Annotated in this window: 16 protein-coding genes and 2 tRNA genes; 9 read left to right on the top strand and 9 right to left on the bottom strand. The window is 71.1% G+C overall.

All coding sequences use genetic code 11. The features are described from left to right. Positions 1-170 precede the first annotated feature (170 nt). Positions 171-247 (bottom strand) — tRNA-Pro (locus ACIQMV_RS13290). A gap of 196 nt (positions 248-443) precedes the next feature. Between ACIQMV_RS13290 and ACIQMV_RS13285 the strand changes: the two genes are divergently transcribed. Then, positions 444-514 (top strand) — tRNA-Gly (locus ACIQMV_RS13285). 116 nt (positions 515-630) lie between these two features. Here the strand turns inward: ACIQMV_RS13285 and ACIQMV_RS13280 are convergent. Further along, positions 631-825, bottom strand: coding sequence for a hypothetical protein (locus ACIQMV_RS13280; RefSeq protein WP_141360905.1), 195 nt, complete (start codon positions 823-825; stop codon positions 631-633). A 489-nt stretch (positions 826-1,314) separates the two neighbouring features. On the opposite strand from ACIQMV_RS13280, the gene ACIQMV_RS13275 reads away from it, so the two are divergent. Further along, positions 1,315-2,499, top strand: coding sequence for an acyltransferase family protein (locus ACIQMV_RS13275; protein ID WP_402592734.1), 1,185 nt, complete (start codon positions 1,315-1,317; stop codon positions 2,497-2,499). On the opposite strand, the gene ACIQMV_RS13270 is transcribed toward ACIQMV_RS13275, so the two are convergent. Next, a complete protein-coding gene (locus tag ACIQMV_RS13270) occupies positions 2,489-2,941 on the bottom strand; it encodes an HD domain-containing protein (protein WP_401775122.1) in 453 nt (150 codons plus the stop codon). The genes ACIQMV_RS13275 and ACIQMV_RS13270 overlap by 11 nt on opposite strands. Positions 2,942-2,983: 42 nt before the next feature. Continuing rightward, on the bottom strand, positions 2,984-4,162 hold the full coding sequence (locus tag ACIQMV_RS13265) for a PP2C family protein-serine/threonine phosphatase (protein WP_402592733.1): 1,179 nt from the start codon (positions 4,160-4,162) through the stop codon (positions 2,984-2,986). Between the two features lie 162 nt (positions 4,163-4,324). Here ACIQMV_RS13265 and ACIQMV_RS13260 point away from each other — a divergent pair, with 162 nt between their 5' ends. Next, positions 4,325-5,566 carry a GNAT family N-acetyltransferase gene (locus ACIQMV_RS13260; RefSeq protein ID WP_402592732.1) on the top strand — a complete coding sequence of 414 codons (1,242 nt, stop codon included), beginning with the start codon at positions 4,325-4,327 and terminating at the stop codon, positions 5,564-5,566. A 10-nt stretch (positions 5,567-5,576) separates the two neighbouring features. On the opposite strand, the gene ACIQMV_RS13255 is transcribed toward ACIQMV_RS13260, so the two are convergent. Both ACIQMV_RS13255 and ACIQMV_RS13250 read right to left on the bottom strand, forming a co-directional pair. Next, complete coding sequence (locus ACIQMV_RS13255; RefSeq protein WP_402592731.1) at positions 5,577-6,398, bottom strand: Fpg/Nei family DNA glycosylase; 822 nt, start codon at positions 6,396-6,398, stop codon at positions 5,577-5,579. 309 nt (positions 6,399-6,707) lie between these two features. Further along, positions 6,708-7,193, bottom strand: coding sequence for a ribose-5-phosphate isomerase (locus ACIQMV_RS13250; RefSeq protein ID WP_402592730.1), 486 nt, complete (start codon positions 7,191-7,193; stop codon positions 6,708-6,710). Between the two features lie 218 nt (positions 7,194-7,411). Between ACIQMV_RS13250 and ACIQMV_RS13245 the strand changes: the two genes are divergently transcribed. Then, the gene (locus ACIQMV_RS13245) at positions 7,412-8,887 is read left to right on the top strand and encodes an amino acid permease (protein ID WP_401775084.1); all 1,476 of its coding nucleotides are present in this window, start codon (positions 7,412-7,414) and stop codon (positions 8,885-8,887) included. A gap of 217 nt (positions 8,888-9,104) precedes the next feature. Here ACIQMV_RS13245 and ACIQMV_RS13240 read toward each other — a convergent pair whose 3' ends face one another. After that, complete coding sequence (locus tag ACIQMV_RS13240; protein WP_402592729.1) at positions 9,105-9,686, bottom strand: biotin transporter BioY; 582 nt, start codon at positions 9,684-9,686, stop codon at positions 9,105-9,107. Positions 9,687-10,095: 409 nt separating this feature from the next. Here ACIQMV_RS13240 and ACIQMV_RS13235 point away from each other — a divergent pair, with 409 nt between their 5' ends. Both ACIQMV_RS13235 and ACIQMV_RS13230 read left to right on the top strand, forming a co-directional pair. Then, positions 10,096-11,517, top strand: coding sequence for an amino acid permease (locus ACIQMV_RS13235; protein WP_402592728.1), 1,422 nt, complete (start codon positions 10,096-10,098; stop codon positions 11,515-11,517). Between the two features lie 255 nt (positions 11,518-11,772). After that, positions 11,773-11,994, top strand: a complete 222-nt coding sequence (locus tag ACIQMV_RS13230) for a hypothetical protein (protein ID WP_401775076.1) — start codon at positions 11,773-11,775, stop codon at positions 11,992-11,994. Between the two features lie 9 nt (positions 11,995-12,003). Here ACIQMV_RS13230 and ACIQMV_RS13225 read toward each other — a convergent pair whose 3' ends face one another. Beyond that, positions 12,004-12,678 (bottom strand): DsbA family protein, encoded by a 675-nt coding sequence (locus tag ACIQMV_RS13225; protein WP_141360886.1) that lies wholly within the window; start codon positions 12,676-12,678, stop codon positions 12,004-12,006. 135 nt (positions 12,679-12,813) lie between these two features. Between ACIQMV_RS13225 and pepN the strand changes: the two genes are divergently transcribed. Both pepN and ACIQMV_RS13215 read left to right on the top strand, forming a co-directional pair. Beyond that, a complete protein-coding gene (gene pepN / locus ACIQMV_RS13220) occupies positions 12,814-15,414 on the top strand; it encodes an aminopeptidase N (RefSeq protein ID WP_402592727.1) in 2,601 nt (866 codons plus the stop codon). Between the two features lie 203 nt (positions 15,415-15,617). Continuing rightward, a complete protein-coding gene (locus ACIQMV_RS13215) occupies positions 15,618-16,679 on the top strand; it encodes a hypothetical protein (protein ID WP_402592726.1) in 1,062 nt (353 codons plus the stop codon). Between the two features lie 136 nt (positions 16,680-16,815). Here ACIQMV_RS13215 and ACIQMV_RS13210 read toward each other — a convergent pair whose 3' ends face one another. Beyond that, on the bottom strand, positions 16,816-17,262 hold the full coding sequence (locus ACIQMV_RS13210) for an NUDIX hydrolase (protein ID WP_141360880.1): 447 nt from the start codon (positions 17,260-17,262) through the stop codon (positions 16,816-16,818). A gap of 317 nt (positions 17,263-17,579) precedes the next feature. Between ACIQMV_RS13210 and ACIQMV_RS13205 the strand changes: the two genes are divergently transcribed. Next, positions 17,580-20,906: a S8 family serine peptidase gene (locus ACIQMV_RS13205; RefSeq protein ID WP_401775068.1), complete on the top strand. Its 3,327-nt coding sequence runs from the start codon at positions 17,580-17,582 to the stop codon at positions 20,904-20,906. The last annotated feature ends 106 nt before the right edge of the window (positions 20,907-21,012 follow it).

Below are 21,012 nucleotides of genomic sequence, written 5' to 3'. Positions count from 1 at the left end.
TGCTTGGATTCTGCCGGGGCCAGACAGGTCCGGCGGATTTCGCCCCGCCCGGAGGAGTTCGCAGGCCCAGCAGGACCGGACACACGGGCGCGCAGTTTGCATAGTAACCGCAGCCACTCCGCGCCCCCAAAGGCGATCACGCGTGGTGACGCCGACCGGCGGCCGGCGGATGGTCGGGGTGGCGGGATTTGAACCCACGGCCTTCCGCTCCCAAAGCGGACGCGCTACCAAGCTGCGCCACACCCCGTCTGGTGCGACAGGTAGGGTACATGCCCGCAGGCAGTGCGGACGCCGCATTCCACGACCGCCGGGAACGCGCCGGGCGCGAACGCGGTGCGGCAGTGGCTCGCGGGGACCTCACGGGAACGGAGTGTGCGTCCACGGCGCACGACCCGCTACGATGCCTTGTGTGCCGCGGTCGGCAGACCAGCGGCGCCTTGTGTGCGGGCGTAGCTCAATGGTAGAGCCCCAGTCTTCCAAACTGGCTACGCGGGTTCGATTCCCGTCGCCCGCTCTGTACGGCTCAGGGCCAGGTCGGAGGATGTTTCCTCCGACCTGGCCCTGATCGTTTCCGTGGGCACGGACGGCTCGCGCCCCGTCGCGCCGGGTCAGCGGCACGTCACCTGCCCGTCAGAAGCTGATCGAGTTGATCGTGTGCGCTATCGAGTTCAGGAAGCGGCTGATCGACGGCGCCATTCCGGTGGAGGCGAGGAAGAAGCCGAAGAGTATGGCGACGATGGCCGGGCCCGCCTTGATGGAGCCCCCTCGGAGCAGCACCACCAGGATGATCGCCAACATCAGCACCACTGACAGTGAAATGGCCACAACTGATCACACCCTCGGTCGGTCGCTCTCCCGGCCCGCGGACGCCCAGCCCCGCGCACCCCGCTGGAACCATCGTGCCACCAACCCGGCTCCCCTATGCGGCGGCTGACACATCATCGGCCAAACCGTCCGCTCCCGGGATCGCGCCCCTTGGGGCGGGACGCTTCTCCGACCGTGATCCGCAAGGCAATTCGGCACCGTTCGGCGCACCGCCTCCGCAGAGAATTCAGCGAGACCTTTTACACGTCTGCACATGATGTTCGCAAGGAATTCGAATCGTCGCCCAGAACGTGAACTCCTGCACCAACTCATCAGGATGTGTCCGGACATTGGGGGTGCGACTGCCCACACGATGGGCACATGAGATGTGTCGGCCATCACCCGTGACGGCATGCCGACTTCATCAAATAGGGGGTAGCCGCAGCGAATAACCGGCGTATGACGTCGGCGCTTTTACGGAAACCCGCGGACAACACTAGGGTGCCTCAGATGTTCCACGCTGCCTCGTCCCCCGGTCAGAACAGAACGCCGCTCCCCCCGGCACAGTCGCCGGCTCCCGCGGTACCGAGTCCGCGCCGACCGGGCGAGTCGGACGGAAGACCGGCCAAACAGCGCGACGCGTTCTTCGACAACGCCAAATACCTGGCGATCGTGCTGGTGGCAGCGGGTCACTCCTGGGCACCGCTCATGGACGACAGCCGCGTCCTGCGAAGCCTGTACATGTTCGTGTACGCCTTCCACATGCCGGCCTTCATCGTCATCTCCGGCTACTTCTCGCGCAGTTTCGACGCCCGGCCCGACCGGCTCAAGCGGCTGATCACCGGTGTCGCGGTTCCCTACGTCGTCTTCGAGACCGCCCTCTCCCTCTTCAAGCGCTACGCGGGCCAAAGCCCCGAACAGGACATCAGCCTCCTCGACCCCTGGTACCTGACCTGGTTCCTGTGCGCCCTGTTCATCTGGCGGCTGACCGCCCCCCTCTGGAAACTGGTCCGCCGGCCGCTTCCGCTCGCGCTCGTCATCGCCATGCTGGCGTCGGCCGGCTCGTCCATCGGCGACGACCTGGACCTTCAGCGGGTGCTGCAGTTCCTGCCGTTCTTCGTGCTGGGATTGTCGATGAAGGCCGAGCACTTCCGGCTGGTGCGCCGCCGTTCGGTGCGGATCGCGGCGGTACCGGTGTTCGCAGCGGCGCTGGTCACCGCCTGGTGGGCGGCGCCCCGGATGAACTCCTCCTGGTTCTACCACCGTGACGCCGCGCAGGATCTGGGCGCGCCCTGGTGGGCCGGCCCGGTGATGACGCTGGCGCTGTTCGGCTGCTCGCTGGTGCTGACCGCCTGCTTCTTCGCCTGGGTGCCGGGCCGGCGGATGTGGTGCACGGCGCTCGGCGCGGGCACGCTGTACGGCTACCTGCTGCACGGCTTCGTCATCAAGGGCGCCGGCTTCCAGGGCTGGTTCGACCACGCCTGGCTGCACCGTCCGCTCGGCGAGATCCTCGTCACCGTCGTGGCGGCGACGGTCATCACCCTGCTGTGCACGCGCCCCGTGCGGCGGGTCTTCCGCTGCGTCATGGAGCCCGAGATGAAGTGGGCCTTCCGGCAGGACGCGGGCGAGCAGGCCCGCGAGCGCCGGGAGGCACAGTGGCCGCAGTGGGAGAAGGCCGGCTCGGTCAGCGCCTGAGAGGGCCGTGCGGGAGCCCGAGAAGTGCGCGCATCCGTGCGTACTTCCCGGTCAGCCGGGTGCGGGTGGCCTCGTCGAGGACCGCGAGGCGGACCGGGTCGGCGTTGTGCGCCAGGTCCGCCTCCTTCACCAGCAGCGCGCCGGGCGTGGCGAGGATCCGCCGCGCGTAGGCCTCCGGGTCCTCGCCCGCCCGCTTGGTGACCGCCAGCACGATGTCCTTCGTACGGCGGCTCAGCGCGGCCTCGCGCAGCCACTCTTCGGTCAGGGCGCCGTCCTCCACGGAGTCGTGCAGCCAGGCCGCCGCGATCTGCTCGCCGTCGCCGCCCCGGACCCGTACACCCTCGGCGACGGCCCGCAGGTGCTCGGCGTAGGGCCGGCCCGCCTTGTCGGTCTGCCCCTGGTGAGCGGCCCTGGCGACGGTCTCGACCTCGGCCGGGGACATGGTGCGCGGGGTGCGGGGCGTGTCGGTCACCTGCCCAGTGTGTCAGCGTGCCGCCAGGGCCGTGGGGCCCTCGCGGCAGATCAGGAGCAGGGCGCGGTCGTCGTTGACGTCCTTCGCCACCGCCTCGATCAGGTGCCAGGCGGCGCCGTGGAAGCCGCCGGCGACATAGCGGTCGGCCTCGCCGGTGAGGCGGTCGATGCCCTCGACGATGTCGCGATCGGACGTCTCCACCAGGCCGTCGGTGAACAGCATCAGGACGTCCCCGGCGCGCAGGGAGCCCTTGACCGGGTCGAACTGGGCGCCGTCGTACACGCCGAGGAGCGGGCCCTCGGCGGCCTTCTCCTCCCAGCGGCCGCTGCCCGCGCTGAGCTGGAGGCCCGGCGGATGCCCCGCGGAGTACAGCTCGTAGTCGCCGGAGTCCAGGTCCAGCACCAGATGGATGGAGGTCGCGAAGCCCTCGTCCCAGTCCTGGCGCAGCAGGTAGCCGTTGGCGGCGGGCAGGAACGCGTGCGGGGGCAGGCTGCCGAGCAGACCGCCGAACGCGCCCGACAGCAGCAGCGCCCGCGAGCCCGCGTCCATGCCCTTGCCGGAGACGTCCGTGAGCACGACCTCCAGGGTGCGGCCGCCGTTCGTACGGGCGGCGACCACGAAGTCGCCGGAGAAGGACTGGCCGCCGGCCGGGCGCAGCGCCATCTCGTGGTGCCAGCTTCCGGGCAGCTGCGGCAGCTTGCTCTGGACGCGGATGCGTTCGCGCAGGTCGAACAGCATGGTGCCGCCGCGCCGCCAGGGCACGCCGACCCGGCTGCGGAACTGGGCGATGATCAGCCCGAAGAAGCCGCAGGCGGCGACCACGAGCACCACGCCCGGGGTCACCCGGGACGGGCCCTCGGTGTACGGCCCGAGCCGCACCGACTCCACGATCAGCGCCGTGGCCGCGGCGGCGTACAGGCCGAGCAGGCTCGCCGGGCGCAGCAGCAGCCCGCCGGCGACGATGGGCAGCACCAGCGCGACCGGGGAGAACCACACCGAGTTGGCGAGCGTCAGCAGCAGGATCAGCGGGATGGTCAGCAGCAGACCGCCGAGCGCGATCCAGTCCGAGCCGTCCCCGCGGAAGTAGTCGACGGCGGCTCTGCGCACGCCGACGCGGGCCCGGTGCCACTGCATCTTCAACCGGGCCGTGAACGTCTCGGCTTCCGCGCGCCGCTGTCGTCCTGCTGCCATTAGTTGGGGACCCTATCCATCGGACCTGACGCTTGGCACGGGAGGTCCCACTTGTCCCCCGTCCGAGGCTCGGATTCACAGTGAACTTCACCGGCGGCCGTCTCGCTGCCACCTGTGCGAAATTCGTTCGCCCGGTCCGTGGCGCGCTGGTAGGCATGGCGCATGGCGACTGAGCGTGCGACCGAGCCGAGGGTGCTGCGGCGGGACGAGTGGGACCGCTGGTACGACAACCTGATCCGCGCCTTCGGAGGGGTCCCGGAGCCGGCCGAGGAGCGGGAGGCCTGGAAGTCCCTCACCGAGCCGGACCGTTCCCTGGGTGTCTGGGACGGGGACATGTGTGTGGGCACGGCGGGGGCGTTCCGCTTCCGGATCACCGTGCCGGGCGGCGACTCGCTGCCGGCGGCCGGCATCACGATGGTGAGCGTGGCCGCCACGCACCGGCGGCGCGGCGTGCTGACGTCGATGATGCGTCGGCAGCTGGACGACGTGCGCGCCTGGGGCGAGCCGCTGGCGGTACTGACCGCCTCCGAGCCGGCGATCTACGGCCGCTTCGGGTACGGCGCGGCGACCTTCCAGCTCAGCGCCGAGATCGACACCGACCGGGCCGGTCTGACGGTCCCGGCCGGCACGGACGACGTACGCCTGCGGTACGCGGCGCCCGCCGACGTGCTGGACGACTGCGAGGCGGTGTACGCGCGGCTGGTGCCCCGTCGGCCCGGGATGCCGGCCCGGCAGCCCGGCTGGGGGCGGCTGGCGCTGATCGACCCGGAGAGCGCACGGGACGGCGCCTCGCCGCTGCAGTGCGTGGTCGCCGAGCGGGCGGGCGAGGTCACGGGGTACGCCCGCTATCGCGTCAAGCCCGGCTGGGGCGTCGGCGGGCACGAGGGCACGGTGCTCCTGAACGACCTGGACGCGCTGGACCCGGAGAGCGACGCGGCTCTGTGGCGCTTCCTGTTCGGCATCGACCTGACCTCGACGCTGATCGTGCGGGAGCGGCCGGCCGACGACGCCTGGCAGTACCTGGTGTCCGACATCCGGCGGTGCCGGCCGCAGCTGCGGGACGTGCTGTACGTACGGCTCGTGGACGTGGGCGCCGCGCTCGCCGCGCGGACCTACCAGACGCCGGTGGACGTGGTGTTGGAGGTGGCGGACGACTTCTGCCCCTGGAACGCCGGGCGGTGGCGGCTGACCGGAGACGCGAAGGGGGCGTCCTGCGAGCGGACCTCGGACGCGGCCGAACTCTCTTTGTCCGTAAGAGAGTTGGGGGCGGCGTACCTCGGCGGCGTGCCGCTGTCCGGGCTGGCGGCGGCCGGGCGGGTACGGGAGCTGCGGCGGGGGGCGCTGTCCCGGACGTCGGTGGCGTTCGGCTCGGCGGTGGCGCCGTGGCTGCCGCACGGATTCTGAGACGGGCGTCTCATCCCGCCTTCGCGGGCTGCTGGCAGGCGGGGCACCAGAAGAGGTTGCGGGCGGCGAGGCCGGCGGTGCGGATGTCCGTGCCGCAGATGTGGCAGGGCAGGGCGGTACGGCGGTAGACGTAGACCTCGCCGCCGTGGTCGTCGACGCGGGGCGGGCGGCCCATGGCCTCGGGGGTGTGCTCGGGGCGGACGGTGTCGATGCGGTTGGTGCGGACGCCCTCGCGCATGAGGGCGACGAGGTCGGCCCAGATGGCGTCCCACTCGGCCGGAGTGAGGTCCCTGCCGGGGCGGTAGGGGTCGACGCGGTGCCGGAAGAGGACCTCGGCGCGGTAGACGTTGCCGACGCCGGCGACGATCTTCTGGTCCATCAGCAGGGCGGCGATGGTCGTACGGCTGCGGCGTATGCGGGCGTAGGCCTGGTCCGGGTCGGCGTCGGGGCGCAGGGGGTCGGGGCCGAGGCGGTCGTGCACGGCCTGTTTCTCGGCGTCGGTGATCAGGGCGCAGGTGGTGGGGCCGCGCAGGTCGACGTACGAGGTGGCGTTGGCGAGGCGGAGGCGGACGGTGTCCGTGGGCGGGGGTGCGGGGGCGCCGCCGAAGGTGACCTTGCCGAAGAGGCCGAGGTGGATGTGGATCCAGTCGCTGTCGCGGAAGCGGAGGAAGAGGTGTTTGCCGTGGGCTTCCGTGCGGGTGAGCTCCGCTCCGGTGAGGAGCGTGGCCGAGGTGGAGAACTTGCCCTGGGGGCTGCTGACGCGGGCCTGCCGGCCTGAGAAGTGGGCGGCGTAGTCCTGTGCGAGGCGGTGGATGGTGTGCCCCTCTGGCACGGGGTGTCCCTTCTTGCGGTTCTTTGCCCCCCGCCCGCCCGACTCGGCGGGTGGAGGGGGCACCGGCCCTGGGGCTGCGCCCCGGACCCCGTTTCCCACCCACCCGCCGGTCTCGGTGGGTGAAAGGGTGCCGAGCCTGAGGCTGCGCCCCCGACCCCCGCGGGGACTCCGTCCCCTGCGCCCCTGGCAGAACTCGGCCGGGATCTCCAGCGGGGACTCCCGCCTCCCCGCACCCGCCGAGGGCTGAGCCGACCCGCAAGGTGGCGGCACGGCTCCCCTCAGGGCGCCGTGCCTTGGGCGGTGAGGCGGTTACTGCTGGGGGTGGTGGGCCGGGATCGGGGGGAGGTCGCCCGACGATTCGTAGGCCGTGAGCATGTCGATGCGGCGGATGTGGCGCTCGTCGCCGGAGAAGGGCGTGCCGAGGAAGGTCTCGACGAACTTCGTCGCCTCCTCCGTGGTGTGCATGCGCGCGCCCACCGCGACGACGTTCGCGTTGTTGTGCTGGCGGCCGAGGGAGGCCGTCTCCTCGCTCCAGGCGAGGGCCGCGCGCACGCCCTTGACCTTGTTCGCCGCGATCTGCTCGCCGTTGCCGGAGCCGCCGATCACGATGCCGAGGGAGTCGGGGTCCGCGGCCGTGCGCTCCGCGGCGCGCAGGCAGAAGGGCGGGTAGTCGTCCTGGGCGTCGTAGATGTGCGGTCCGCAGTCGACGGGCTCGTGGCCCGCCGCCTTGAGCCACTCGACGAGGTGGTTCTTGAGTTCGAAGCCCGCATGGTCGGAGCCGAGATACACGCGCATGGTCCGAGTGTGACATGGCGGAATGCGGGCGGCAGCGCCGGGTCACGTGCACTATCACATCCACAAGAAAAATGTGGCTAATCTTTCAAAGCTCAAAGAAACCTCAAGTAACAATTACATTTCGAAGGTTCACGGATTCCAATGCCTCCGTTTCACTGGAGCATCCCGTACACCGCTCGTACGGGGCAGCGCTCCACCCGAGCAAAGGAATTCCCCCCATGACTTCGCAGCCGACCCTTTCGGAGACCGGAAGCGGCCATACGAACCCCGAGGGCCCCGGTTCGGGGCTCCAGGCCGGGCTCAAGAACCGCCATCTGTCGATGATCGCCATCGGCGGTGTCATCGGCGCCGGTCTCTTCGTCGGTTCCAGCTCGGCCATCGCCACCGCCGGACCGGGCATCCTCCTCTCCTACGCACTCGTGGGCACTCTCGTCGTCCTCGTGATGCGCATGCTCGGCGAGATGTCCGCCGCCAACCCCACCTCCGGTTCCTTCTCCGCGCACGCCGACCGGGCGCTCGGCGGCTGGGCCGGGTTCTCCATCGGCTGGCTGTACTGGTTCTTCTGGGTCGTCGTGCTGGCCGTGGAGGCGACGGCGGGCGCCAAGATCCTCTCCGGCTGGGTGCCGGCCGTGCCCCAGTGGGGCTGGGCCCTCATCGTCATGGTGGTGCTGACCGCCACCAACCTCGTCTCCGTCGGCTCCTACGGCGAGTTCGAGTTCTGGTTCGCCGGGATCAAGGTCGTGGCGATCGCCGCGTTCATCGTCGTCGGCGGGCTGGCCGTCTTCGGCGTACTGCCCGGCGTGCACAGCGACAAGGCAGGGCTCGGCAACCTCACCGACCACGGCGGGTTCCTGCCGAACGGGCCCGGCGCCATCATGACCGGTGTACTGCTCGTCGTCTTCTCCTTCATGGGCAGCGAGATCGCCACCCTCGCGGCGGGCGAGTCGGAGGACCCGCAGCGCGCCGTCACCAAGTCGACCAACAGCATCATCTGGCGTATCGGCGTCTTCTACCTCGGTTCCGTCTTCGTCGTGGTCGCCCTGCTCCCCTGGAACGACAAGGCGATCACCGAGAAGGGCTCCTACGTGGCCGCCCTCGACTCCCTCGGCATCCCGCACGCCGGTCAGATCATGAACTTCATCGTGCTGACGTCGGTGCTTTCCTGCCTCAACTCCGGCCTCTACACCGCCTCCCGGATGGCCTTCTCGCTCGGCGAGCGCGGGGACGCGCCGAAGGCGTTCGCACGGACCACCCGCCGCGGTGTGCCGATGGCCGCGATCGTCTCGTCGGTCGTGTTCGGCTTCGTGGCCGTGTTCTTCAACTACAGGTTCCCGGACTCCGTGTTCCTGTTCCTCGTCAACTCCTCCGGCGCGGTCGCCCTGTTCGTCTGGCTGGTGATCTGCTTCTCGCAGCTGCGGATGCGGAAGATCATCCAGCGGGAGGCGCCGGAGAAGCTGGTCGTGAAGATGTGGCTGTACCCGTATCTGACGTGGGCGGCGGCCGGGCTGATCGTCTTCGTCTTCGGCTACATGCTGACCGACACCGAGCACGACGGCCGCGAGACCGTGCTGCTGTCGCTGCTGGTCGCGGCGATCGTGCTGGTGATCTCCTTCGTCAAGCAGAGGCTCGGGAGCGGCCGCACGGCGGTCGCGGCCCCGGCCGCCGAGGAGACGGACAAGGTCGCGGCCGGCTGACGACGGTCGCGGCAGGGCCCGGCAGGCGCAGGCAGGTCTGACGGTCCGGAACGCGGAAGAGGCCCGCCGGGGAACGTCGCAGGGCGACGCGGCGGGCCTCTTTCGTAGGATTCCGCGGGATTTCCGCGGGATATTCGCGGGATTCCGGCGGGCTTTCGCGGGTTTTCTCGGGCTTTCGCAGGAACCGGCGGGAACTACGGCATCGCGAAGCGGACGGTCACTTCCCGGCCAGCTTCCAGGCGGTGGGCAGCAGGCCCATCGCCAGGGCGGCCTTGAGGACGTCGCCGATCACGAACGGCGTGAGGCCGGCGGCGAGCGCGGCGGACGTGGACATGCCGGTGGCCAGGGCCAGGTAGGGCACGCCGACCGCGTAGATGATCGCCTGGCCCAGCACCATCGTGCCGGCCGTGCGCCAGACGTTGCGGTCACCGCCGCGGCGGGCCAGGGCGCCCACGACGGTGGCGGCGAGCAGCATGCCGAGGACGTAGCCGAAGGAGACGGAGCCCGCGCCCGAGGCACCGCCCGCGAACCACGGCACGCCCGCCGCGCCCGCGAGCACGTACAGCGCGAGGGCGAGGAAACCGCGGCCGGCGCCCAGCGTGGTGCCCACGAGCAGCGCCGCGAAGGTCTGACCGGTCACCGGCACCGGGGAGTGCGGGACGGGCACCGCGATCTGGGCGGCGAGGCCGGTGAGCGCGGCGCCGCCCACCACGAGGGCCACGTCCCGGACACGGGACGCGGGCAGCAGGTCGGCGAGGACGACCCCGGTACGGGCGGGGGTGGCGGCAGCGGTGCTCATGGGGACTCCGCGGAGTGAGGGCAGTTCGGGACAGCGTGACGCTATCCCAGCGGCGGCGCGGCGATCACCGTCAGCGGTCGACAAGGGGGGAACGGACGCTTGGTCGGTTTCGCACAAAGGAAACGCCGTACACCCTGCGGGACGTGACGCCTGTCACTGAGGTGGCGCGGTTTCCGCCACTCGGGCCGAGGGCACGGCGACTGTAGGGTCCCACCAAACGGCTCGGCGACTGGATCAAGAGCGGTGCCGCGCGCCGCACACCGGCCGCGACAACCCCGCGCGGGTAATCACCGTCTCACTCTGCGCACAGAGCACGTCCGGATGGTGAGCGGGCGCTCCGTCGCGGTGGAGCGGCCGCCCAGACTGTGGGGGTTTTCGCATCTGCCCCCCACCGGACGGGCCTCCCCCCATGCCACGCGACACCACCTCCCCCGAGCTCTCGGCCTCGCCGGAGCAGGGGGGACCCCCATCGGCGCCTCCGCGGGCGGACGACGTCTCCCTGTCCCACGGCCTCAAGCAGCGCCACCTGTCGATGATCGCCCTCGGCGGTGTGATCGGCGCCGGCCTCTTCGTCGGTTCCGGCGCGGGCATCGCCGCCGCCGGCCCCTCGATCGTCGTCGCCTACGCCCTGTCCGGCGCGCTCGTGATGCTGGTCATGCGGATGCTGGGCGAGATGTCGGCCGCGTACCCGTCGTCGGGCTCGTTCTCCGCGCACGCCGAGCGGGCGTTCGGTCCATGGGCCGGGTTCACCGCGGGCTGGTCGTTCTGGGTGCTGCTGTGCACCGCGGTCGGCCTGGAGGGCATGGGCGCCGCGAAGATCGTCACCGGGTGGCTGCCGGGCACGCCGGAGTGGGTGTGGGTGGCGCTGTTCATGGTGGTGTTCTGCGGCACGAACCTGGCCGCGGTGAAGAACTTCGGCGAGTTCGAGTTCTGGTTCGCCGCGCTGAAGGTCGGCGCGATCGCCCTGTTCCTGGTCCTCGGTGTGCTGGCCGTCGCGGGCGTGCTGCCCGGCACGGACTCCCCGGGCGCCTCGAACCTCACCGACTTCCTGCCGCACGGCGGCCACGGCCTGGTCATCGGCCTGCTCGCCTCGGTCTTCGCCTACGGCGGCCTGGAGACGGTCACCATCGCGGCGGCCGAGTCGGAGAACCCGATCCGCGGCGTGGCGAGCGCCGTGCGCACGGCGATGTGGCGCATCGCGCTGTTCTACGTCGGCTCCATGGCGGTGATCGTCACGCTCGTCCCCTGGGACTCCGAGGAGGTCGTCGCGAAGGGCCCGTACGTTGCCGCGCTGGACCACCTCGGCATCCCGGGGGCCGGTCAGCTGATGAACGTGGTGGTGCTGGTCGCGCTGCTGAGCGCGATGAACGCCAACATCTACGGCTCCTCGCGCATCGCGTACTCGCTGGTCGAGCGCGGTCAGGGCCCGAAGGCGCTGGCGAAGGTCTCCGGCGGGGTGCCGCGGATCGCGGTGCTGGCCAGCTCCGTCTTCGGTTTCGTCTGCGTGCTGCTGAGCTACTGGCGGCCCAACGACGTCTTCCCCTGGCTGCTGAACATGATCGGCGCGGTGATCCTCGTCGTCTGGATCTTCATCGCCGTCTCGCAACTGCGGCTGCGCCGCAGGCTGGAGCAGGAGGCGCCGGAGAAGCTGGTGGTCCGGATGTGGGCGTTCCCGTGGCTGACCTGGGTGGCCCTGGCCGGCATGGCGGCGGTCTTCGCCCTGATGGCCGGGGAGTCCGGCACGCGGGTGCAGCTGTACTCGACGGGCGCCATGACGCTGTTCCTGGCGGCGGCCGGGTACATCCGGCAGCGCAGGCGCGCCGGGAGCTGACGCATCCCGGAACGCCGTCCGGGACCGTCCGGCCTCGTGACCGCCTGCTCACCCTTCGCCCTTCACCCGGCAGGCGTAAAGGAAACCCCCGCGAGAACGTGTCTCGCGGGGGTTCCGCGTTCGGATGCCGCCCCGGCAGGACCGGTTCCGGGCCCCGGCGGGGCCGGTTCCGGGCTCGCGGCGCGACACACGCCCCCTTACGATCTCAATTCGGGCGAATCGTACAGCGATCCGACGACCGGACCGGAGGCGCGCATGCCGGACTACATCCACTGCCCCGACTGCCCCGAGAAGAAGCCGCACCCCTTCGGCAAGGTGGGCCCGGACGAGGCGAAGCACATCAACGAGGCACGCGGAGTGCGGGACGGCCACGGCTGGTGGCGGTGCGAGAGCCAGGGCCCCAAGGGGCGCTGCCTGTGGGTCCAGCCGCGCTGGGCCCAGAAGAAGGGCTTCAGCCTCCCCGAGAGCTTCCGCTGACCGGCCGGGTCACAGGTTGCCGAAGTCCGGTCCCGCCGTGCGGGTGCGCTTGATCTCGTAGAAGCCGGGGACGGAGGCGACCGCGAGGGTGCCGTCCCAGAGCCGGGCGGCCTGCTCGCCCTTGGGGGTGGGGGTGACGACCGGGCCGAAGAAGGCGATCTGCTCGCCGTCCGGGCCGGGGACCGCGATGACCGGGGTGCCGACGTCCTGGCCGACCTTCTCGATGCCCTCCTTGTGCGAGGCGCGCAGTTCGGCGTCGAACTCGAAGTTCTCCTGGTCGGCGTAGTCGATCAGGTCGGCGGGCAGGCCCACCTCGTCGAGCGCGGCGACGACGGCCTCGCGGGTGGGGCCCTCGCCCCGGTTGTGGAAGCGGGTGCCGAGCGCGGTGTAGAGCGGGCCGAGGACGTCCTCGCCGTGCTTCTGCCAGGCCGCGGTGACCACCCGTACCGGCCCCCACGCCTTGGTGGTCAGCAGCTCCCGGTACTCCTCGGGCAGTTCGTCCAGCCTCGGCTCGTTGAGCACCGCGAGGCTCATGATGTGCCAGCGGACCTCGATGTCCCGCACCTTCTCCACTTCCAGCACCCACCGGGACGTCATCCAGGCCCAGGGGCACAGCGGGTCGAACCAGAAGTCGACGGGAGTCTTGCCGGACGACGGGGTCGCGGCGGGGGCGGTCTCGGACATGGCTCTCCTCGGTAAAGGGTCGTTGAACTGCCAACATCGACGGTCGTGCACGGCATTCCCGGCTGCCGCGCGGCAAACCCGCATGGCAGGATCGGTGCTGTCCACATCGTGAAAACTTCCGAGGGAGTGCCGCCTGTGCCCGGTGAGAATCTGTCCCGCGACGAGGCCCGGGAGCGGGCCGCCCTGCTGTCCGTCGACGGGTACGAGGTGTCCCTGGACGTGCGGTCCGCGGTGGGCGAGGACACCGGGAACGGTCCGCGGACGTTCCGGTCCGTGACGACGATCCGGTTCCGCTGCAACGAGCCGGGCGCGTCGAGCTTCGCGGACCTGCTCGCGCCGAGCGTCACCGCCGTCTCGCTCAACGGCAGGGACCTCGACCCCAGCGAGGTCTTCGACGGCTCCCGGATCCTCCTGGAGGACCTGTCCGCCGACAACGAGCTCGTCGTGGACGCGCAGTGCGCCTACTCGCGCACCGGCGAGGGCCTGCACCGCTTCGTCGACCCGGAGGACGGCGAGGTCTACCTCTACACGCAGTACGAGCCCGCCGACTCCCGCCGGGTCTTCGCCAACTTCGAGCAGCCCGACCTGAAGGCGCCGTTCCGCTTCGAGGTGCGGGCGCCCGAGGACTGGACGGTGTGGAGCAACGGCGTCGGCGAGCGGCAGGACGGGGTGTGGCGGTTCGCCGAGACCAAGCCGATCTCGACGTACATCACCTGCGTGGTCGCGGGCCCGTACCACCGGGTGACGGACTCCTACGAGCGGGTGTTCGAGGACGGTACGCGGCTGGAGATCCCGCTGGGCGCGCTGTGCCGCAAGGGGCTCGCCAAGCACTTCGACGCCGAGGACGTCTTCCTGGTCACCAAGCAGGGCCTGGACTTCTTCCACGACCACTTCGACTACCCGTACCCGTTCGGCAAGTACGACCAGGCGTTCGTGCCCGAGTACAACCTCGGCGCGATGGAGAACCCGGGCCTGGTCACCTTCCGGGAGGAGTACATCTTCCGCGGGAAGGTCACGCAGGCCTCCTACGAGGCCCGGGCCAATGTGATCCTGCACGAGATGGCGCACATGTGGTTCGGCGACCTGGTCACCATGGAGTGGTGGGACGACCTGTGGCTGAAGGAGTCCTTCGCCGACTTCATGGGCTCGTTCTCGCTGGTCGGCGCGACCCGCTTCACGGACGGCTGGATCACCTTCGCCAACCGCCGCAAGGCCTGGGCGTACCGCGCGGACCAGCTGCCCTCCACGCACCCGGTCACCGCGGACATCCGCGACCTCCAGGACGCCAAGCTGAACTTCGACGGCATCACCTACGCCAAGGGCGCCTCGGTGCTCAAGCAGCTGGTGGCCTACGTCGGCCAGGACGCGTTCCTGGAGGGCGCGCGGCGCTACTTCAAGCGGCATGCCTACGGCAACACCCGGCTGGGAGACCTGCTCGCGGTGCTGGAGGAGACCAGCGGCCGTGACATGGGCGCGTGGGCGCGGTCGTGGCTTCAGACGGCCGGGGTCAACTCGCTGACCCCGCAGGTGGTGCTGGGGGCCGACGGCCGGATCGAGGAGCTGGCCGTGGTGCAGGAGGCCTCTGTCATTGCCCCGGCGGGCCACCCGGAGCTGCGCCCGCACCGGGTGGCGGTGGGCCTGTACCAGCGGTCCCAGGTGGGGGCGCTGGAGCGGTACGCGCGCGCCGAGACCGACGTGGCCGGCGCCCGTACGGTGGTGTCCGAGCTGGCGGGTGCGGACGCGCCCGATCTGGTGCTGGTCAACGACGACGACCTGACCTACTGCAAGATCCGCTTCGACGAGACCTCGCTGGCGACCCTGCGGGAGCACCTGGGCGGCCTGACCGACCCGCTGGCCCGCGCGCTGTGCTGGTCGGCGCTGTGGAACCTGACCCGGGACGCGCTGCTGCCGGCGCGGGACTTCGTGGGCCTGGTGCTGCGCTTCGCCGGGCGTGAGACCGACATCGGCGTGCTCCAGATGCTGCACGCCTGGGCGGAGTCCGCGCTGGTGCACTACGCGGCGCCGCAGTGGCGGGAGACCGGCGGGCGGGCGCTGGCCGAGGGCGCGCTGGCCGAGCTGCGGCAGGCCGAGCCGGGCAGCGAGCACCAGCTCGCGTGGGCGCGCTTCTTCGCCACGGCGGCCTCGGCGCCGGACGACCTGGAACTGCTGAAGGGCCTGCTGGACGGCACGGAGGAGATCGCCGGCCTGGAGGTCGACCAGGAGCTGCGCTGGGCGTTCCTGGAGCCGCTGGCGGCGCACGGGGTGGCGGACGAGAAGGTGCTCGCCGCCGAACTCGCCCGGGACGACACCGCCTCCGGCAAGCGGCACCAGGTGCGCTGCCTGGCCGCGCGGCCCTCGGCCGCCGTCAAGGCGCGGGCCTGGGAGCAGGTGGTCGACTCGGACGCGTTGTCGAACGCGCTGGTGGAGGCGACCATCGCGGGCTTCGGGCAGGCCTCCCAGCGGGAGCTGCTCGCGCCGTACACGCCGAGGTACTTCGAGGCGATCGAGCGGGTGTGGACGGAGCGGTCCATCCAGATCGGCATGGACGTCGTACGGGGGCTGTTCCCGGCGTTGCAGGACTCGCCGGAGACCCTGGAGGCGGCCGACGCGTGGCTCGCCGCGCACGAGGGCGCCGCTCCCGCCCTGCGCCGCCTGGTGCTGGAGGCCCGGGACGACCTGGCCCGGGCGCTGCGTGGACAGGCGCGTGACGCGGCGGCCGGAACGTCCGCCGGCTGACCCGTAGTTCTGGCCAAGGGTCGGGCACGCCGTAGCTGTTACAGGATGCGTGCCCGGCTCGCCGTAACCCCTGGTCCACCCACGACGGGACCAGGGGTTTCCGGCATCCGAACAACCGTCCTTCAGGGCGAGCTTGTCCATGTTTGTCAACGGGCGTGTAACACCGGTTGAGGGCCGGTCACGGCGCGGGAAACGTGCCGTACATGAACCACGAAACCCCGCTCTCCCCCCGCCCCCTGCACCACCTCGCCGAGGCGCCCCGCCAGGTCCTGACCACCGCGCAGCTGCGCGAGCACGGAGTACCGGCGGCCGTGACGGCCGTGCGGTGCCGTGCCGGAGGACCCTGGCAACAACTCCTGCCGGGCGTGTTCCTGCTGCATCCGGGCCCACCGACCAGTGAGGAGCGGCTGCACGCGGTGCTCCTGTACGCGGCGCGCGGACCGCTCCCGCGCACGGCCGCCGGGGTGCCGGCGCAGCCGACCGCCGAGGATCCGCACCGCCCGGTGTACGCGGAGGTGATGGTCACCGGTCTGGCGGCGCTCACCCTGCACGGCTTCGCCACGTCGCCCGCCCTGCCGGCCCTGGAGCAGATCGACGTCCTGGTGGCGCGCGGCCGGCGGCTGCGCTCGGCCGGCTGCGCGCGGATCGTCCGGGCGGCCGGCCTGCCCGCCGCCGAGGCGGTCACGGGTCTGCCGGTGGCCCCGGTGCCGCGCGCCCTGGCGGACGCGGTCGCCGGTCTGTCCGACGCGGGCACGGTACAGCGGCTGCTGACGGAGGCGGTGCGCGGCGGGTACTGCGAACCGTCCGCCGTGGTCCGCGAGCTGACCGGGGCCGGGCTGCTGGACCGGCCGCACGTGGTGGACGCGGTGGGCCTGCTGCTGGCCGAGGGCCGGGCGCTCGCGGAGGACCGGCTGTACCGGATGGTGCGTGAGCACGGGCTGCCGGACCCGGTCTGGAACGTGGACCTGCGGCTGCCGGGCGGCCCCCGTCTCGGCGGCGTGGACGCGTACTGGCCGGAGCAGGCGGTCGCGCTGGAGCTGGACACCCGCGCACCCCGCCAGGGCGGCCGGCCGGCCGACGAGGCCCTGTGCTCCGAGTACGCCCGCAAGCGCGAGCACCTGGAGCGGCTGGGCATCACGGTCGTCCACCTCACCCCCCGAAAGCTGCGGGAGTCCCTGTACCAGCAGGCGACCGTCGTCCGCACCGCCCTGATGGCGGCCACCGGCCGCGACCCGGCCGCGCGCGTGGTGGTGCTTCCCCGGTAGTGACCGAGCGCCCGCCGGGGGCACGTCAGGAGGGGGAGAGGAGGGGCCGCCGGACCACGTTCCGGCGGCCCCTCCGCGCACACCACGGGACGTACGGGCGTGCGTCGCGGACGGCCGGGGCGGCAGGCGGGTGCCGTCAGGTGGGGTTTCCCGCAGGCGGGCGGTCGTGCCACAGGCGCAGGCCCACGTCGACCAGGCCGACGCGGCGCAGTGCGGGTACCGCGTCCAGGGGGTGCCAGGCGGCCCGGTCCGTGGAGCCGCCCGTCTCGTGGCGCAGTTCGCCGCCGGTGACACGGCCCTCGTAGAGGATGCGCAGGCCGTGGAAGTCGGCCTGGGCGCCCAGGGGGCGCGGGTAGTTGCGGCGGACGGAGTCCAGGCCCAGGAGGGCGACCGGTTCGACGGTGTAGCCGGTCTCCTCCTCGGCCTCGCGCACCACCGTGTCGTAGGGGTCCTCGCCGTGTTCCATGCCACCGCCGGGCAGGGTCCACCGCCGGGTGCCGTCGCCCGCCACCCAGCGGGCCAGCAGCAGCCGTCCGTCCCGCACACACACGGCGTAGGCCGCCACCCTCAACTCCTTGTTCATGGGTGGACGTTACGGCAGGAAGGGGGCTGTCCGGTGTGAATCGGCGAGGACGGGGCCCCGCGCGCGGCCGGGTGAACGCCCGTTCCGGCAGCAGTGGTTGTCCTCCTGCGGCACTGAGGGAAGCGCCACGGTTTGGGCCCCTATGCCCCTCGTGGCGCATGGCGGAAGTACGCCATGCCTCCATCCCGCCAGGACCAAGTCTCGTCAAACATCTTTCCTTTGGGTAAAGCTGAGCGATCATCCGACTCCGAAATCCGGACGATCGCGATCGACCCCGATCGCACCTCGCTTGGTTCCTTTACCTGCAAGGGATGCCGATGACCCCCGACCCCCAGCGCGCACCGCTCACGGGCGCGAGACGCCTGGCCCGCATCGCCATGGCCGCCGGCGTGGTGGCCGCGCTCTCCGTGGCCGGCCCGATACCCCTGGCCGTCGCCCAGGACGGCCCCGCGTCCACCGACCCGACCGTCAAGCCGGCGGGCGACAAACTCGGTTCGGTCGACGCCGAACTGCTCGCCGAGGCCAAGGCCGAGGGCGCCAAGAACGTCACCATGATGATCGCGACCGCGCCCGGGCAGACCGCGCAGGTCGCCAAGCAGCTGGACGCGATCGACGGCGGCGCCGTGGGCCGCGCCTACGACAAGCTCGGCTACGTCCGCGCCACCGTGCCGACGGACAAGGCGGACTCGGCGATCGCCGCCGCCGCGAAGCTGTCCTCCGTGCAGGCCATCGACCTCAAGCAGGACATCCCGCTCGACGACCCGAGGCCCGAGGCCGACGCCCCCCAGGGCAAGGACAAGGGCAAGGGGAAGGACAAGGGCACCTACCCGGCGCCGGACAAGAACACCCCCGCCGAGAACCCGTACAACCCGTCCTTCGAGACGGGCGCCGTCGACTTCGTGAAGAAGAACCCGAAGGCGGACGGCCGGGGCGTCACCATCGGCGTCCTCGACTCCGGCGTGGACCTCGGCCACCCGGCGCTCCAGAAGACCACCACCGGTGAGCGCAAGATCGTCGACTGGGTCACCGCGACCGACCCGATCGTCGACAGCGACGGCACCTGGCGCCCGATGACCACCACCGTCACGGGCCCCCAGTTCACCTCGGGCGGCAAGACCTGGAAGACCCCGGCGGGCTCCTTCCTGTTCAACACCTTCAGCGAGTCCGCGACCAAGGGCGGCGACGCCGACGGCGACCTGGACCGCGACGGCAGGACCACCAGCGTGTGGGGCGTCCTGTACGACCCGGCGACCGGCACCGTCCGCGTCGACCTGAACAACAACAACGACTTCACGGACGACGTTCCGATGAAGCCGTACAAGGACGGCTACCAGGTCGGCTACTTCGGCCAGGACAAGAAGGACCCGGAGACCGGCGCCGACCTGCGCGTGCCGTTCGTCGTGGAGATCCGCAAGGACGTGGCGATGGACCCCTACGGCGGGTCCTGGATCGGCAAGAAGGCCGACTTCGTCAACATCGGCGTGATCGAGTCCGAGCACGGCACGCACGTCGCCGGCATCACCGCCGCCAACAGCCTGTTCGGCGGCAAGATGAACGGCGCCGCCCCGGGCGCGAAGATCGTCTCCTCCCGGGCCTGCACCTGGAGCGGCAGCTGCACCAACGTCGCGCTCACCGAGGGCATGATCGACCTCGTCGTCAACCGCGGCGTGGACATCGTCAACATGTCCATCGGCGGCCTGCCGGCGCTCAACGACGGCAACAACGCCCGCGCGGAGCTGTACACCCGGCTCATCGACACCTACGGCGTGCAGCTCGTCATCTCGGCGGGCAACAGCGGCCCGGGCCTGAACACCATCGGCGACCCCAGCCTCGCCAACAAGGTCATCTCGGTCGGCGCGACCATCTCCAAGGAGACCTGGGCGGCCAACTACGGCTCCGTCGTGGACAAGAAGTACGCCATGATGCCGTTCTCCTCGCGCGGCCCGCGTGAGGACGGCGGCTTCACGCCGATCATCTCCGCGCCCGGCGCGGCCATCAACACCACCCAGACCTGGCTGCCCGGCGGCCCGGTCGCCGAGGCCGGCTACTCGCTGCCGGCCGGCTACTCGATGCTCCAGGGCACCTCGATGGCTTCCCCGCAGGCGGCCGGCGCGTCCGCGCTGCTGCTGTCGGCGGCCAAGCAGAAGCACATCGACCTCACCCCGGCGACGCTGCGCACCGCGCTGACCTCGACCGCCCAGCACATCAAGGGCGAGCAGCCGCACAGCGAGGGCGCGGGCCTGATGGACATCGTCAAGGCCTGGAAGTCGATCGAGAAGGGCGCCTCGGCGCACGAGTACACGGTCAAGGCCCCGGTCAACACCTCGCTGTCCTGGGCCCTGAAGACCCCCGACTTCGGCACCGGCCTGTACGACCGCGAGGGCGGCCTGAAGAAGGGCCAGAAGAAGACCTACGAGGTCCAGGTCACCCGTACGACGGGCCCGGCCGGTTCGGTCAAGCACAAGCTGGGCCTGAAGAACGACGACGGCACCTTCAAGATCCTCGGCGACGACGAGGTCTCGCTGCCGCTGAACAAGCCGGTGACGGTCAAGATCGAGGCGCGTCCCGCCTCCGCCGGTGTGCACAGCGCGATCCTCGAGGTCGACGACCGCCGCACCGAGGGCGTGGACAAGCAGATCATGCTGACCGTCGTGGTCTCCACGGAGATCGCCAAGCCGTCCTACACCTACTCGGTGTCGGGCGTCGCGCAGCGCAACAGCACCACGTCGTACTTCGTGACCGTCCCGGAGGGTGCGAAGACCCTCGAGGTCTCGATGAGCGGTCTCAAGGACGGCAGCCAGACCCGCTTCATCGCAATCCACCCGTACGGCACCCCGGTGGACAACACGTCGACGCCGTACTGCTACCCGAACTACAACAACCCGGCCAACACCTGCCGTCCGGACGTGCGTTCGTACGCCAAGCCGATGCCGGGAGTGTGGGAGATCGAGGTCGAGTCGCGTCGTACCTCGCCGCTGCTGGACAACCCGTACACGCTGAACGCGGCGGTCTACGGGCTGGACTTCAGCCCCGCGGTGCAGACGGTCGACGAGGCGAAGGCCGGTACTCCGGCCCCCGTGTCCTGGACGCTGACGAACAAGCTCGCCGGGCTGGACGCCAAGCTGAAGGGCGGCTCGCTGGGCTCGTCGAAGTCGGACCGCCCCACCATCGCCGACGGTGATTCCAAGACCATGACGGTGGTCGTCCCCGCCGGTGCCGAGCGCCTGGACGTCGCCATCGGCAACGTCTCGGACGCCGGTGCCGACCTGGACCTGTACGTGTACAACGCCGCCGGCACGCGCGTCGCCTACTCGGCCGCGGGCGGCTCGGAGGAGTCCGTCTCCATCGCCAAGCCCGCCGCGGGCACGTACACCGTCCTGATCGACGCCTACTCGGTGCCGGCCGGCACCACGGCCTACGACTACCGGGACGTGTACTACTCGGCGGCGCTCGGCTCGGTCAAGGTCGACGAGGCGAAGGTGTACACGCTCGCCCCGAACGGCACGGCGCAGATCTCCGCCGACGTCGTCGCGAACCAGCCGGCCCCCGCGGGCCGCGAGTTCTTCGGCGAGGTGCAGGTGCTGAACACCCGTGGCACCGCCGCGGGCCTCGGCAGCGTGAAGATCGGCAAGGTCGTCCCGTAACGGCGGTCTCCACCTCCGGTACGTGAACGGCGGGGCGGGCTCCACTTCGGAGCCCGCCCCTTGCGTTTCCGGCGGAGCCCGCCCACCTGGCCGTCCCACTCCGTGG

Origin of the sequence: Streptomyces sp. NPDC091412, from assembly GCF_044756885.1 — a bacterium.
Lineage (GTDB): Bacteria > Actinomycetota > Actinomycetes > Streptomycetales > Streptomycetaceae > Streptomyces.
The sequence above is the reverse complement of the archived record's forward strand: the minus strand, read 5'-3'. Positions and strand labels throughout refer to the sequence as shown.

Excerpts from the sequence above, each read along its gene's own strand:
- ACIQMV_RS13245 (WP_401775084.1), top strand. The coding sequence starts at position 7,412 with ATGACTTCGCAGCCGACCCTTTCGGAGACCGGAAGCGGCCATACGAAC.
- ACIQMV_RS13215 (WP_402592726.1), top strand. The coding sequence starts at position 15,618 with ATGAACCACGAAACCCCGCTCTCCCCCCGCCCCCTGCACCACCTCGCC.
- ACIQMV_RS13235 (WP_402592728.1), top strand. The coding sequence starts at position 10,096 with ATGCCACGCGACACCACCTCCCCCGAGCTCTCGGCCTCGCCGGAGCAG.
- ACIQMV_RS13260 (WP_402592732.1), top strand. The coding sequence starts at position 4,325 with ATGGCGACTGAGCGTGCGACCGAGCCGAGGGTGCTGCGGCGGGACGAG.
- ACIQMV_RS13265 (WP_402592733.1), bottom strand. The coding sequence starts at position 4,162 with ATGGCAGCAGGACGACAGCGGCGCGCGGAAGCCGAGACGTTCACGGCC.
- ACIQMV_RS13250 (WP_402592730.1), bottom strand. The coding sequence starts at position 7,193 with ATGCGCGTGTATCTCGGCTCCGACCATGCGGGCTTCGAACTCAAGAAC.
- ACIQMV_RS13225 (WP_141360886.1), bottom strand. The coding sequence starts at position 12,678 with ATGTCCGAGACCGCCCCCGCCGCGACCCCGTCGTCCGGCAAGACTCCC.
- ACIQMV_RS13240 (WP_402592729.1), bottom strand. The coding sequence starts at position 9,686 with ATGAGCACCGCTGCCGCCACCCCCGCCCGTACCGGGGTCGTCCTCGCC.
- ACIQMV_RS13210 (WP_141360880.1), bottom strand. The coding sequence starts at position 17,262 with ATGAACAAGGAGTTGAGGGTGGCGGCCTACGCCGTGTGTGTGCGGGAC.
- ACIQMV_RS13205 (WP_401775068.1), top strand. The coding sequence starts at position 17,580 with ATGACCCCCGACCCCCAGCGCGCACCGCTCACGGGCGCGAGACGCCTG.
- ACIQMV_RS13270 (WP_401775122.1), bottom strand. The coding sequence starts at position 2,941 with ATGTCCCCGGCCGAGGTCGAGACCGTCGCCAGGGCCGCTCACCAGGGG.
- ACIQMV_RS13275 (WP_402592734.1), top strand. The coding sequence starts at position 1,315 with ATGTTCCACGCTGCCTCGTCCCCCGGTCAGAACAGAACGCCGCTCCCC.
- ACIQMV_RS13230 (WP_401775076.1), top strand. The coding sequence starts at position 11,773 with ATGCCGGACTACATCCACTGCCCCGACTGCCCCGAGAAGAAGCCGCAC.